Origin of the sequence: Leptolyngbya sp. FACHB-711 (genome assembly GCF_014695615.1) — a bacterium.
In the GTDB taxonomy this organism is placed as follows: domain Bacteria; phylum Cyanobacteriota; class Cyanobacteriia; order Elainellales; family Elainellaceae; genus Leptolyngbya_A.
In genome coordinates this window covers 1-13339 of record NZ_JACJOR010000556.1, presented here as the reverse complement: position 1 = coordinate 13339, position 13339 = coordinate 1, and the positions used below count along the sequence as shown (strand labels likewise).

14 protein-coding genes are annotated in these 13339 nt (G+C 45.8%); 4 read left to right on the top strand and 10 right to left on the bottom strand.

From position 1 onward, the window contains the following. On the bottom strand, positions 1 to 1232 hold a 1232-nt coding region (locus tag H6F80_RS27660), incomplete at its 3' end, for an IS256 family transposase (RefSeq protein ID WP_190794736.1). Positions 1233 to 1396: 164 nt separating this feature from the next. On the opposite strand from H6F80_RS27660, the gene H6F80_RS27655 reads away from it, so the two are divergent. The 3 genes from H6F80_RS27655 (at position 1397) to H6F80_RS27645 (ending at position 3400) form a co-directional block, all read left to right on the top strand. Continuing rightward, positions 1397 to 2137, top strand: coding sequence for an IS110 family RNA-guided transposase (locus tag H6F80_RS27655; RefSeq protein ID WP_518523672.1), 741 nt, complete (start codon positions 1397 to 1399; stop codon positions 2135 to 2137). Then, positions 2049 to 2759: a peptidoglycan-binding protein gene (locus H6F80_RS27650; RefSeq protein ID WP_518523671.1), complete on the top strand. Its 711-nt coding sequence runs from the start codon at positions 2049 to 2051 to the stop codon at positions 2757 to 2759. The genes H6F80_RS27655 and H6F80_RS27650 overlap by 89 nt, the downstream gene beginning before the upstream one ends. 197 nt (positions 2760 to 2956) lie before the next feature. Next, positions 2957 to 3400 carry a DUF4257 domain-containing protein gene (locus H6F80_RS27645; protein WP_190794734.1) on the top strand — a complete coding sequence of 148 codons (444 nt, stop codon included), beginning with the start codon at positions 2957 to 2959 and terminating at the stop codon, positions 3398 to 3400. 433 nt (positions 3401 to 3833) lie between these two features. Here H6F80_RS27645 and H6F80_RS27640 read toward each other — a convergent pair whose 3' ends face one another. The 9 genes from H6F80_RS27640 to H6F80_RS27605 all read right to left on the bottom strand — a co-directional run bounded on the left by H6F80_RS27640 (position 3834) and on the right by H6F80_RS27605 (position 11825). Beyond that, positions 3834 to 4958 (bottom strand): NAD(P)/FAD-dependent oxidoreductase, encoded by a 1125-nt coding sequence (locus tag H6F80_RS27640; protein ID WP_190794733.1) that lies wholly within the window; start codon positions 4956 to 4958, stop codon positions 3834 to 3836. Between the two features lie 14 nt (positions 4959 to 4972). Further along, on the bottom strand, positions 4973 to 6469 hold the full coding sequence (locus H6F80_RS27635) for a LodA/GoxA family CTQ-dependent oxidase (RefSeq protein WP_190794732.1): 1497 nt from the start codon (positions 6467 to 6469) through the stop codon (positions 4973 to 4975). Positions 6470 to 6491: 22 nt separating this feature from the next. Next, positions 6492 to 7187 (bottom strand): hypothetical protein, encoded by a 696-nt coding sequence (locus H6F80_RS27630; protein WP_190794731.1) that lies wholly within the window; start codon positions 7185 to 7187, stop codon positions 6492 to 6494. 47 nt (positions 7188 to 7234) lie between these two features. Further along, a complete protein-coding gene (locus tag H6F80_RS27625; RefSeq protein WP_518523670.1) occupies positions 7235 to 8446 on the bottom strand; it encodes an IS256 family transposase in 1212 nt (403 codons plus the stop codon). 64 nt (positions 8447 to 8510) lie between these two features. Continuing rightward, positions 8511 to 9284, bottom strand: coding sequence for a ferritin-like domain-containing protein (locus tag H6F80_RS27620; protein WP_190794729.1), 774 nt, complete (start codon positions 9282 to 9284; stop codon positions 8511 to 8513). A 29-nt stretch (positions 9285 to 9313) separates the two neighbouring features. After that, complete coding sequence (locus tag H6F80_RS31490) at positions 9314 to 9574, bottom strand: BP74-related protein (protein WP_518523669.1); 261 nt, start codon at positions 9572 to 9574, stop codon at positions 9314 to 9316. Between the two features lie 226 nt (positions 9575 to 9800). Then, on the bottom strand, positions 9801 to 10169 hold the full coding sequence (locus H6F80_RS27615) for a hypothetical protein (protein ID WP_190794728.1): 369 nt from the start codon (positions 10167 to 10169) through the stop codon (positions 9801 to 9803). A gap of 621 nt (positions 10170 to 10790) precedes the next feature. Next, entirely contained in the window at positions 10791 to 11123 is a 333-nt protein-coding gene (locus H6F80_RS27610) for a GYD domain-containing protein (RefSeq protein WP_190794727.1), read from the bottom strand. Positions 11124 to 11498: 375 nt separating this feature from the next. Beyond that, positions 11499 to 11825: a hypothetical protein gene (locus H6F80_RS27605; protein ID WP_190794726.1), complete on the bottom strand. Its 327-nt coding sequence runs from the start codon at positions 11823 to 11825 to the stop codon at positions 11499 to 11501. Positions 11826 to 12247: 422 nt separating this feature from the next. Here H6F80_RS27605 and H6F80_RS27600 point away from each other — a divergent pair. After that, positions 12248 to 13053, top strand: a protein-coding gene (locus H6F80_RS27600) for an IS1 family transposase (protein ID WP_190794725.1) whose coding sequence is annotated in 2 segments (ribosomal slippage) — positions 12248 to 12589 and positions 12592 to 13053 — 804 coding nt in all. Because the reading frame shifts where the segments join, the coding sequence is not laid out codon by codon here. The last annotated feature ends 286 nt before the right edge of the window (positions 13054 to 13339 follow it).

Below are 13339 nucleotides of genomic sequence, written 5' to 3'. Positions count from 1 at the left end.
ACTCGAATGCCATCTTTGAATTTCACGCCCTCAATCACCTCCCCTAATCGTCTGAATCCGCGAATGCGTAACCATCGTTTCTGAGCACTCTGCACCAGTTTGAATACCAGCGATAGAATGCTGTCTTGGGAAACACAACCTCTGGTTTTATCAGTTCTCAAGCGCACGGTGGCAAAGGTCGATTCAATCGGATTGGTGGTGCGAAGATGCACCCAATGCTCCGCCGGAAAATCGTAGAACGCCAACAGTGCTTCCCGGTCTTTGACTAAACACTCCACTGCTTTGGGGTACTTGGCTTCATAGGTCTTGGTAAAGCGGTCAAATGCTTTGTTTGCCTCGTCCTTGGTCGCTGCCAAGTAGATTTCGTGCAGGGCAGATTTCGCCTGTGATTGCTGGCTCTTGGGCAGTTTGTTGAGCACATTAGCGGTCTTGTGCACCCAACAGCGTTGGGCTTTGGTCGTGGGAAACACCTGTGCCAATGCCTTCCAAAACCCCAGTGCTCCATCCCCAACTGCAAGTTCTGGCGCGATTTTGAGTCCCTGGTCCTGCAAGCGCAACAACAACGGCTTCCAACTTAACTCGGACTCCCGTAAGCCTGCCTCTAGCCCCAGCAGTTCTTTCATCCCTGTATCGGTCACGCCAATGATGACCAGGATGCAGTGACGCTCAGATTCATTGCGGATGTTGAAGTAGATGCCGTCTGCCCACACATACACATACCGTTTCCCCGCCAGAGATCGTTTCTGCCATTGTTGATGCTCCTCAATCCATTTGGTTTTCAAACGGCTGATTGTGCTGGGAGACAGTCCTTCCGCTTGAGCACCCAAAAGCGATGCCAATGCCTCTGAAAAATCTCCGGTAGACACCCCTTTCAAGTACAGCCAGGGCAACACTTCCTCCACGCTAGCAGCCCGTTTCAGGTACGGTGGCAACAAGGACGAATTGAACTTGATGCCCCTTTGGGTACGATCTCGCACTTTGGGCACCTGAATTGCAACTTCACCCACCCCAGTCATGATTGTGCGTTCCGGCAAATAGCCATTGCGAACGACAGCCTTGCGTCCCTGTCCGTCCTTGAGGTTCTGGTACTGCGCTAAAAACTCACTCAACTCCGCCTCCACTGCCTCAGCAATGATCTGGCGAGCACCGTTACGAACCAGTTCCGTTAACGCATCTCGAAACGATGCCGATGATTCTCCAGCTTGAAATGCAATAAGATTATCCTTACTCATGGTGTATCCTCGTCTGGTCTTTTATTCCTTATCCAGCAGGATACGCCCTTTCTTCTCCTTTGCTCATACACCAGAAAGCAGCATAAATCCCCGTTTAGGAGACTGCATCGACAACACCCTCCGGGCTAGGGCAGTTTGACAAACCTGCCCTTGAGGAGTTGACCATGAGTGAATCCAAGCATGAGTTACCCGTGATCAATGCGGATGCAGCAGGAATCGACCTCGGTGCAGATTATCACTGGGTCAGTGTTCCTGAAGACCGTGATTCTCAATGTGTTCGTCGCTTTAGGTGCTTTACAGCTGACCTCTACGCGATGGCCAAGTGGCTACATGAGTGCCGGATCAAAACGGTCGCAATGGAAGCAACAGGGGTCTATTGGATTGCTGTATTCCAAATCCTGGAAACGCAGGGGTTTGAAGTCAAGTTGGTCAATGCTCGTCAGGTTAAAACCGTGCCAGGACGTAAGAGCGATGTTTTGGATTGTCAATGGTTGCGACAGTTACACAGTTATGGCTTACTGGCAGGCTCCTTCCGCCCGGATGACCAGACTTGTGTCTTGCGCAGCTACATCCGGCAACGCGATACTCTGATCAAAAGTGCTAGTAGCCACATCCAACGGATGCAGAAGGCGTTGACGCAAATGAATGTGCAACTGCACCGTGTCATCAGTGATATCAGTGGCGCTACAGGGCTTGCTATTATTCGAGCCATCGTGGCTGGAGAGCGAGACCTGGATCAACTGGCAGCACTCAAGGATGTTCGCATTCGAGCGACGATTAAAGAGATTGCAGCAGCACTCGAGGGGGATTACCGGAGTGAACTGGTGTTCGTCTTGCAACAAGAGTTGTGTGGGAACTCAGGCGAAAGTCAAGCAGTTTCAAGCGGGGACAGATTTGGTTGCTGACGGCATTGTGGGCGCAAAAACCTGGTCGGCATTGTTGGGAGTCCCAGTAGAGATTGTCCCTCGCCCTACTCCCAACCCCGTCGGTCCTTCCATCGAGAGAACCGTCAATTCGGTTCCAGCTAATCTTCAAGTGTTTGCCCGCAACTCGATCCCGCTGATCTTAAACCAGGCACGAGTTGATGGTGTGACAGACCGAGGACAAATTGCTTATATTCTCGCCACGATCGAGCACGAATCCAGCCTAGGGAAGTATATGACTGAACTTTCTGACGGTTCTCAATACGAGGGGCGCAAAGATTTAGGCAATATCCGACCAGGAGATGGACCTCGATTTAAAGGTAGAGGATTCGTGCAAATCACCGGTAGAAACAACTACACCTACTGGTCACGTCGGCTCAGAGTCGATCTAGTGAGCAATCCTGGGAAAGCTGCCGAACCAGAAGTCGCGGCAATTATCTTAGTCCAAGGCATGCGAGACGGTGCTTTTACTGGTCGCAAGTTGAGGGACTATATCAACGGGAGCCATCGCGATTTTGCCAATGCCCGGAGAATCGTCAATGGGCTTGACAGAGCAGCAGCAATCGCCAAGATAGCACAGCGGTTTCTTGCAGTTCTGCCGTAATTGCTCAAACGGGAGCGATCGACAAGACGATCGCTCCGACCTCTGTCCCCCTATAGGACCTCCTATAAGAGAAGTTGGGGCATAAAGAGCCTTTAGAGCTACGTCCGTCACACAGGACCTAAAACACATCAGTCGAAACTGATTGAATTTCGAGTCCATTTGAGTTTAAAGAACAGGACAAAAGTGAGGTAATCATAATGTCAATGGGGTTGATTTTAAAGGTCATATTTTTAGCTGGAGCAATTGGAGGGCTTGTTAATGCCATAATCACCGACAATGGTTTTTTCTGCCCCCGAGTTGAGCAAGTTAAGAATATCCGCGTTGTCCGTCCTGGATTCATCGGGAATGTTTTTATTGGTGCGGTTGCAGCTATTGTCTCTTGGGGACTGTATAGTCCATTTGCCCAAGTGAATCTGCTCGAACGCCACGAATTGAGCCTAACCCCCTCAACGATTGCTGCTGCTATGCTGATAGGTGTCGCAGGTGCCAAGTGGTTAACGAGTGAAGTAGATAAGGGTCTGCTGAAGGTAGCTGCGAGTGAAGCGGCAAAATCTAAACCGTGTGCTCAAACCGCTCAAGAGATTCTTGGTGCAAGCCCGGCGCAAGTTCTAAATATCACTCGAAATTTAGACCCTAGTTGAGAGCAGGACGGTATTTCCCCCGGTTCCGCTGGTTGTATCGCAATGCCTCTCTGCCGGGCAGCTTGCACCAGCCGCTCGACCCTCATCAGACGTGCGATCGCAGAGGCATCGCACGTCTTGATTTTTTGGTTTGTGAGGAGGGGAAGAGGTTATGGAAAAACTTTTCCGAAAAAGACCATTGGGCGAAATTTTGTATTATGCCCGAAACTGGTTCTGTTTCATTCATCTTACTGGGTACACTGCCGAAAAGAGTCATTTTCGGCATTGATACAATCATTAACATTGTCCATCACCCGTCGCAGCCTTTGCATCACAGCCGATCAACTTTCAGTGGTCGGCATGCATAGGCGTTGCTAGACAACTTTCGCCTTCACAGCCGCTATAATTCTAAACTGGGTACGCAAAGGTTTGTAGACTGGACGAGGTAGAAAAATCAAATAGTGTTCACTAGGTTTCTGTAATTTCCCCGCCTCCTTTGCCAAAAAGAAGTATTTTCCCAGCGTCTTTCCTGAGCATAGTATGAATTTCTTTCACTTATATACGTAGTAAAACTGGATAGAAGGGAGGCATTATAATCCTTAAATGAGGCTGAATAGCTAAATTCAGATGATGCGATCGCCTGAGCAGCTTTTATCCCATTACTAATCGCTTTGAGAATTCCCTGAGCTGACAAAGGGTCATAGGCAGCGGCAGCGTCTCCGACTGCTAACCACTGTTGTCCTGAAAAAGAGGATTGACGAGAGGTACATGCATTATAAATGCGCAATCGATCACTCGGATGCCAAATGTTGGCTCGCGCCCTTGTATGAGTAGTTGTGAGTAAACTATTATTCCAATAGACTTCGAGATCGGTTGATTTAGCAGGTAAAAAATCCTTGTCAGTCATCATAACTACGATCGCCCTACCTTTAGGAAGTTGTGCTGAATACCACCAGCCTCCTTCAGATGCTTCAATGAGCATTCGTAAATCTTCCGTAGCTTCGCTTGGATCGTTTTGAAAGAATTGGAAAACTCCAACTAAATTGTCTAAGTAGATCCTCTCTGTCGCTAATATTCCTTTTTTGAACTGATTTCTCCCCAAGGCATTAATGAGAAAATCAGCTTTTAAGTTTTTTAGTTCTCCATCTTTACGAACAAGAATATTCCACAATCGTTCCTCATAATAAACATCAACTACCAAGGTATCAAAAAAAACGTTAGCCCCTGCTTCAGTAACTGCCAATGCCAAAGAGCGATCAAAGCTACTTCGGTCTATATGCCATCCGGAACCATAAGGGTTGAAAATGAACTCGTTTTCATAGGGTTGGCTGCTTCCCCAGCAAGAAACTATTCCAGGAGAAGAGAGATGTCCTGCTTGAATAAAACGCTCCCAGTGTCCCAATTCCGTCAAGAGGGGGCGAATCCAAGGAGATAACATCTCACCTACACGATTGTCTTGGTAGTGAGAGCGTTCGCACAAGGCAACAGAAGCCCCAGTCTTGGCTAGGGCGATTGCTGCTGAAGTACCACCCGGACCACCACCAAGAATGACAACATCATAGTGTTTCTGTTCTAGCATGACGGAACAGCATCCTAATGTGGAAAAGTTGGATCGCGTTCATCTTCAATAAAAACAGTTTCACCAGCGGTATTTGGACGAGGAACGATAAAACCTAGTCGCCCAAAATTTTCTACTAACTGAGGATGTCTGAATGAACCTCCATCAAGACGAGTCGGCATCCAGTTTTCATCTGGTTCGGGACTATCTACATTCAACATTACAGTGTTGGGACGTTGAGCAGGCCACCAACCTTCTGAGCACTTGAGAAAATCTGCTTGCCACGGAACTGCCATACGAGCTGTAATTGAGCCAGCTTCTAACAACATTGATGCTCCACTGTCTGTAAATGGAGATCGAGTGAAGCGAAATGGTTCACTATAGAGTGTAGAGTTAGTCATCAAAATTCCAGCTTCAATACCAGGGAAAAATCCACCACCTACTCCCTGCTCTAGAGAAGCCCGATCTAAGTTGCTAGGAGTTAAGCTCAGGGGAGAAAGAGGGTTGCTAAAATCGTCTACAAAGTTCAAGTTGAGCCATTTGTCCAGAATATCTCTTTGTACTTTAGTAAATTTAAAGTCACTAAGAAGCGAAAGATCTTCAACGTCAACCAACCGATCAAAGACACCACGACGTAAAGAGCTGGCAGTTGGATCGGTTTTACTGGCTAAGATAGCTGGATCTTGAACGAGAGAAAGGAAGGAATCCCACTTGTCTACCCAACGTAAATTAGCACCTCGCTGAATAATCGGTAATATATCGTTGCGAAAGGAAGGCGTGGAAGGAGGCACGATCCATCCTCGATCGACTGCTGCCTGAAAAGCAATGTCGTAAAGGTTTGTTAGTCCATAAATTTGGGGAGCAAAGTCAGGTGGTGCAACGATAACCCAAGCTCCTTCAACTGTGAACGAATCTCCACTGGGAAAGGTGACGAGAGCATTAACCGGTCCGTCAGCAACATCATCATGCCAGGACTCATTATCAGCGAAATCCGTGATTGGACTTCCAGAAGGCTCAGATGCAGATAACCCTCTGCCTCCAAGTACCATCAGATGTCCCTGAGCATCAGTCCGTAATTCTCCTAAATAAACCTCTTTCCCTTTGAATAATCCAGGTGATGAAGCTGTGACTATTTTATTTGAACCAGAAATCGGATCGAATATAGGCTTGACTTCCAAGTCGGTTGTAGCAATTCCAGGGTTACGAGGTCCAGGAACATTAAATCCTTCAACAGCCGCTTTGCGATTTGCTAATGTGACTCGCCATTCAATTTGAGCATCAGCTACAGTTATCTCGCGCAGTGGGGTGAGTGTTCCCCTAGCGTCTTCTTCATACTCAAAGACCCTGAATCGAGCAGCTTGTCGTTTAATACAACCAGAAGCATCTTTATATTTTTGAAGAGGTTGTTCAATTCCACTGACAATTTCAACTGGATTAACACCAGGAATTTCAGGGCTGATAAAAAACTCATCAGGACTATTGCCAACTCGTGCAATACCAATGCCAGGGTGAACTTTATAAACTTTTGCCATGGGACTAACTTCTCCAAGAATATTAAACTATTGGTGAATCTGTTGAATCAGCGGTTTGTGCTGCTATGACTAAACGCTTATCATCATCATCAGCGAGCACTACTGTATCAATTAATCCTGTCAAACCTGGCTCAACACTAGGTAAACTAGTTAATTCACTGCGTAGTTCCTGAGATCGATCGAGCAATTGAGCGAGTAGTTTCCATTGTTCGTCATTACTGGTAGGAAAGACTTCGTGAGGAATAGTAAAAGCTAATGCAGCCTTGGTTGGACTTACCGTATCTGTAGATGAAATACGCGGTAAATCTTGGATAGCCCGCGATAATATTCTAATTCCACTAGTCATTTCACCTAAAGACCATTTAATAAGATCTGCACGAAGTTCATTATTCGATCCAGTTTTGCTATAGGAAAAAGCCTGAAGGAAATGTAACAGCATTTTTTTATAGCGAACATCAGCAAGCTCAACAAGAATTTTTGCAATTGGATGGCTGATGCGGTTTCGTTCTTGCTCTGGATCTAAATCGGGAGTTGCACTAACAAATGGATTGGTTGGCACATCTCGAATTGTGAGTGCTACAGAATCATACTGTCGATAGAGAGCTCGAAATCTCTCAAAATGAGAATCAATGGGGCCTTCAAATCCCTCCCCTTGAGCAGAAATGCGAAAAATTGCATTGAGGGCATTAGCCCGATTATCAACCAAATCAATTTGCAAACCAGGTACACTGAGTATGTCAAATAGATTGTGTCAGGTGTCGAAAGCTATAGGAAAAGACGATCGCCAAACTCAATGGCAAAGCGGTTGAGAGCAGGCTTCCAATCTCGAATGGGCATCGTCCATTTCTTTGCAATATTGAGGATCGCTAGGTAAATCACCTTCATGGCTGACTCATCGGTTGGGAAAGCACGGTGATTTTTCAGCACTTTTCTGAGCGTCATATTCATCGACTCAATCGCATTGGTGGTATAAATCGCTTTACGGATCTCTGGTGGAAAGGCAAAGAACGGAATGATCCGAATCCAATGGCTCATCCAGGACTTGCTGATGGTGGGGTACTGCTTATCCCAGGTCTCGGCAAACTCGACTAGGCGTTGTTCTGCCTCGGTTTCAGTGCTGCTAGTGTAAATTAGGCGAAGGTCAGCGGCAACGGCTTTGCGATCTTTGTAGGAGACGTAGGATAGGGAATTTCTGACCAAGTGAACAATGCACAACTGCACCGTCGTTTTGGGAAAGACGGCTTCAATGGCATCAGGAAAGCCAGTCAGACCATCGACGCAAGCAATTAAGATGTCCTTGAGTCCTCGGTTTTGTAACTCGGTGAGGACAGCCAGCCAGAACTTAGCAGACTCATTTGGGGTCATCCATAGCCCCAACAGTTCCTTCGTTCCCGCTAGATTCACACCCAACGCTAGGTGGATTGCTTTGTTGATCACCCGTCCATCCTGCCTGACCTTCACGACTAGAGCATCAAAATAGACAATCGGGTACACCGAGTCGAGGGTACGATTCTGCCACAGTTTGCGCTCCTCCTCCACGGCATCAGTGACATTGGAAATCAAGCCAGCCGACACCTCCACTCCGTACAGGTCTTGCAGCTGGGCTTGGATGTCCCGCACCGTCATGCCCCTGGCATAGAGTGACAGAATCTTGTCATCAAACCCATCAAACCGGGTCTGCCCTTTCTTGATGATCTGCGGCTCAAATTCACTCGTTCGGTCGCGTGGAACAGCAATCTCCGCTTCGCCAAACTCGCCCTTGATGGTCTTCTTGCTGTGTCCGTTACGGCGATTCTTTGGGGGCATCGGAGCAGCTTCGGCGCGTTGCTCCTCCAAGTGGGTCTTCATTTCGCCTTCTAAGCAGCGTTCGACCAAGGCTTTGGTCAGTTGCTTGAGGATGCCACCTTCGCCGAGCAGGTCTTCAGGGTTCTGGTAGCCTTTGAGCAGTTCGTCCAGGAGTTCAGGGGGAAATGTCATAAAACTCATGTCTCAGGTTCAGTAGTTCATTAGATCTCATTTCTGACCGTTGACACAATCCAATTTACAGTCTCGGTACACTAGCTAGCCATTCAGAATCATCTGTTTGAAATTCGATACGTGCAGATGCTGAATCTAACGAAGCAATGTGCTTCCCTCGTTGAGCGGTAGGAATAATATCCTTGGGTATTTGCCAAGGACCTTCAGAATCGTCACTACTTTGAAATAACCAATATAGCTTCAAATATAAAGCACCAACACGATTAATTTGCATCCCAATATCGAGTTGATGTTCATTTCTAATTCGCTCAATCTCAGCTTTTTCAGCGTCTGGTAAATCCTCAATCAAAGGCATTTCCGCAAGAACATACTTAGCTAAAACTACTTTGCTAAATGGTTCGAGTTTAAAGAGAAATGGATCGAGAGAAGATTGAGGACTTTCATCATGACGTTCAAAATAAACATTACCGCCAATTGACAAAAGTAAATTCTGAACTGTAATTAAATGCCCCATTTCTTGAACAGCAATATTAGTCAATGTCCTCCGAAACAAGGCAGTACTAGGATTAGAATCGATTGAGTAAGCGGAGTATAGATATTCAACTAATAGAGCATGTTCGATCTCAGCCGCTACTTCTAACAACCAAATTGCTTCTTCCTCTGGAGATGAAGCCTCTTTAAAGGCTGGCAAGCCAGTTTCTTGGATTACTCGAAAAAGATTTTGAGAATGAACTCTTAGTTCTTCAGGAAGACTTTCTAAAGCCTGCTGTAAATCGGGTGAATACTCTGGCTTAACCCATTCAAGCTTGGAATCAATACGTTTAATCATAATAGCCATCCTTACAATTCTTTAATAATTTTTGAACTTCAAAGACACCAATTATTATTTGGGAGGGTTGAGTCACCGATTTCAGGTAAGTTTTCCTCAATAAATGTAATCGAGGCATCGCATACTTCTCGTCTCCCACTATTCGAGCTATGCACAATGGTTTCTATACTTATTAGCACAAAGCCAGGAGTCGGATTATAAACTGCTGAAGCGCTCTCACTACGAGCACTTGAATCACTCCAATTTGCAATAACTCGAAGATGTGGGATTGCAGTTACTTTTTCCCGTGACAGTAGCATCAATTTTCTCCTTTGACAGCTGTATGGAAAGTAGATTGCACCCACAGGTGATCTTGAAGAATCGCCTCAACCAAAATTTAGTGGACTAATGAGTCGCTGCATCGGATGTAGGCAGCAATTTCAACTCAGCCGATTAGCTTGGTCTGTTTCGGTACAGCGACTCGTTAGACTACTGAAAGCTTCAACAGAAGCTGAGTAGTGTACACGGTTTTTGGTAATGGCTATCTCAATTACCTACTCTGATGATTTCTAAAGCTAGAGTAGGTGAGTCATTGTAAGCCTCTTTCTTCGAGCTACATGATGCATATACTTTAATACCCTTCAAATCCTCAGGGATTGAGTTCAGCACGAATGTAGCAACTATAGGTTTAAGACCTTGAGTCACAATTACATCCGGCGATGGTGATTCTCCCACAAAATCAAACTCGTAATATCCATCGACCGGCGGAGTAATGTATATGTATTCAATAAGCTCTCCTTTCTCGCTCCACCCACCAGTTGGAACTGTGCCGGACGCTGTTATTAACAACTTCGGAGGAAAACTTTCAAGAGTAGCAAGTTTTACATCGGTCACTTCATGAATCTTTTTAAGCATTGTACTCGCCTAATTTATGAAAAAGAGTAATGCAGAGTAAACGTTCGACTACACCCTCATAGATAACCTTGCTGCCTCCTAAGAAATTAGATCTCCAATAGATATAAATACTCGTCTAGTAAATCTAATTTCTCTCACCCTGAAGGTGCATCAGCGCTTAGGTTGCTAACTACTGATTGAAATGTACTTCCTTACCTTTATCAACTAACATGCGTTAGGAATTTGAACAAGTAACTCAGCAACTAAATTTTTCACGCTTACTCTAATTTCCTTATATTTACTGGTCAGTTATGAAAGATCAGGAAAAGACTAGATATACCCACCGATGATTGTGAAGTACAGCCTCAACCAAGATTTAACCTCCTAAGAAATTAGATTTTCAATAAGTATAAATACTTGTCTAGTAAATCTAATTTCTTCCACCTTGAAAGTGCAAGAGCGTATGGGATGCTAACGTTTCCACTCACCGGATACAGATAACTTTCACAACCAGCAATAAATCACGCTGTTGCGGTGCAGTGGGCTTGTTAGGCCGCTTAGAGTAGTGCACTGCTCTCAATGAATCCTGTGAGTGCTATCTGCTCTACTCTCTCACTTACAAAGCCTCAGTTCAGAAAGAACCTACCATCCACTACCTTTACCTAGCTCACTAATTTTTGTGGCAGCCATCTGGAAAGATGTCAGGAGATCAGACGTCTTAATAGCTGGTTCAATCTCAACAAAATCTATTCCGTCCTGTGAAGCAAGACTCAAGCACCAAGCATTTGCAGAGATGTCATCTGGAAACTCGATGAACCCAATAGGTTCAGTACTTCTCAAGATAAAGCAGCCAATAACGTGACCACCAAAGCTCTCAATGCTAACGCGCAGTAGTTCTCCGATATCTTTCGGCTCTGCGATGAGATTACGCCAAGCACTTGGTGTGTATCGTCCACGGTAGAAGTAGGTTTTCATGTGCAGAAATTGCTGTTGAAGATTGTTTCTCGATATTAAGCAAATAGAGAAATTTCATATTGCCCAAGATTCCCCGGAGGGTGAATAGGCAGAATGATTCGGCATAATACCTAAAAGTGAATTCACCATAACCTTCACAAAATTGCTCCGTCATCCGGGCAAAGTCAGCAAAAGGTCAGATAAAAGTCAGATGCATCCACAAATAATTTTGAAGAACCATCTCAACCAAGATCTAGCAGTCTAACGGCAAAAATCAGCGGCTGCAAATATCCTAGAACGCAGCACCGACGCTTGCCAGCAGTCCGCCTGCATTGCAGTGTTAGCTGGATATCACCGCCGATCGAACTTATTCGCACTCCCTTCTATCTCTCTGATTCACTGCACTACTAAATAAACGGATTCTCTTTGTTTTCGATTCTCTAACACAGAATTTAGGATGGACATGCCATCTCCGTCAACTAGTAGACCTGCTGAATGACCACCTGGAATTACATCTATGCTCCTGCCGTACCACTCTACCTTTTTCAAGGTCAATCGGATACTTGCAATAATGCCTGAATCAGTAGACGTTATGTGAGGACTTTGACCCTCGAATTGAGTTTTAGTGATCCTTGTAAATGTAGAGCCAATAGGAATGTCCTCACCGATGTTTCTTCCCACTATTCTTCCAGATCCATCAACGGCATCAACTTCAAATTTCATAGTGCTATTGATCTAAGTCACCCAACGACAAAAGCCAATCGTTGCTACCTGTTGACTATTGCAATAACCGATCGCCTTCTCGGTGCTTTCGGACTCAGCGACAATCTCCAAAAACGAGTGTAAAAGCTCTGTGCGGAGCTAGCTAACTCTGTATTAGACGGAATTAATTCAGGCTATCTACCCTATAGAGGCGATTAACCCGAATCAATTCTGTCTAATCTCCCAAATCGGACATTAGCCCGACCAAATTTCCGCATAATACTCTGATTTTAGGCATTAGCCCGAATTCTTCAGCATTTCTTCGGTCTGTTTTCGCTTTGAATTTTGCCTAAAATCCCAGAAACGGGATTAGACGGAATGGTTGTGCACCAAACAAGTGTGGGTAGGTAAAATAAAAGCGTTGTCGTGATGGTGTATCCGCTATGCGCTGTCCCTTCTGCGAGCATGCCAAAGTCCACAAACATGGTCGAACCCGTAAGGGTGTTCAACGTTTCCAATGTCCTGCCTGTCACCAAACTTTCACCGAAACCTTCGATACGCTCTACTATCGTCGCCAAGTCAGTCCTGAAGAAGGACATACCATTCTCCAATCGCATTGCGAAGGGAATAGCTTGCGAGGCGTGAGCCGCATCAGCAAACGCGCCTATGGAACGGTTGTTAGTTTAGTTCGCAAAGCGAGTGAAAAAGCACAGATGATTCATAACCAACAGGTTCAGGACGTAGACAGCCAGACTATCCAAAGTGACGAATTGTGGTCGTTTGTCAAAAAAAGCAAAAGCAAGTCTTGCCGGGAGAATTAGCAGTGGGAGACTGTTGGATTGGCACCACGATTGCGACAGACAGTGGGTTGATTCTGAGCTTACGAGTGGGAAAGCACACGGACGAGTTTTTAGCCGAATTGGTGCGCTCTACCGAGGGTAAAACAGCGTGTGACCAATGGCGCAGTGATGGGTGGGGTGCGTATGAGCGAGTGCTGCCAGAGTGGGTCACCCTCTGGGTGGGTAAAGCAGGCACTCAAAAAATTGAGCGAACCAATGGTATTTTGAGAGGACAAACTGGGAGATGGCAGCGGCGACAACACAAGTTTGGCAAGGTCTGGAAGCAAACTGAGGTCAGTGCGCGATTGATTGTGAGTTATTTCAATTGGATTTGGAAGAATAGTTGGACGAAGACGACCGCAGCAGAACGAGCTGGATTACAACTGGTTGCGGGTTTTGCAAAAAGTTGATAGGAGAGATTGAATAGCAAGGCCAAATTGAGCCTTTAAAGGAACAGAACGATCGATTAGGATCGATTTCCTGCTACTCTTGCCCATATTTCTGACTTCAAAGCACGACAACTCTGGGTCTCTATTGCCGAGACCTCAAAAGGGATGAATGACGAATGGGTTAGCCCTGGCAAAAATGCCGCAGATTGATCAGAGTGTAAGCCAGAGTTTTCAAGGCATAGTGCAACTTGCTGATCCGCTCGAAGCGCAGCAATAAGCGCTTGAATTTATCCTCCCAAGCGAAGAC

Excerpts from the sequence above, each read along its gene's own strand:
- H6F80_RS27655 (WP_518523672.1), top strand. The coding sequence starts at position 1,397 with ATGAGTGAATCCAAGCATGAGTTACCCGTGATCAATGCGGATGCAGCA.
- H6F80_RS27645 (WP_190794734.1), top strand. The coding sequence starts at position 2,957 with ATGTCAATGGGGTTGATTTTAAAGGTCATATTTTTAGCTGGAGCAATT.
- H6F80_RS27640 (WP_190794733.1), bottom strand. The coding sequence starts at position 4,958 with ATGCTAGAACAGAAACACTATGATGTTGTCATTCTTGGTGGTGGTCCG.
- H6F80_RS27635 (WP_190794732.1), bottom strand. The coding sequence starts at position 6,469 with ATGGCAAAAGTTTATAAAGTTCACCCTGGCATTGGTATTGCACGAGTT.
- H6F80_RS27625 (WP_518523670.1), bottom strand. The coding sequence starts at position 8,446 with ATGACATTTCCCCCTGAACTCCTGGACGAACTGCTCAAAGGCTACCAG.
- H6F80_RS27620 (WP_190794729.1), bottom strand. The coding sequence starts at position 9,284 with ATGGCTATTATGATTAAACGTATTGATTCCAAGCTTGAATGGGTTAAG.
- H6F80_RS31490 (WP_518523669.1), bottom strand. The coding sequence starts at position 9,574 with ATGCTACTGTCACGGGAAAAAGTAACTGCAATCCCACATCTTCGAGTT.
- H6F80_RS27615 (WP_190794728.1), bottom strand. The coding sequence starts at position 10,169 with ATGCTTAAAAAGATTCATGAAGTGACCGATGTAAAACTTGCTACTCTT.
- H6F80_RS27610 (WP_190794727.1), bottom strand. The coding sequence starts at position 11,123 with ATGAAAACCTACTTCTACCGTGGACGATACACACCAAGTGCTTGGCGT.
- H6F80_RS27605 (WP_190794726.1), bottom strand. The coding sequence starts at position 11,825 with ATGAAATTTGAAGTTGATGCCGTTGATGGATCTGGAAGAATAGTGGGA.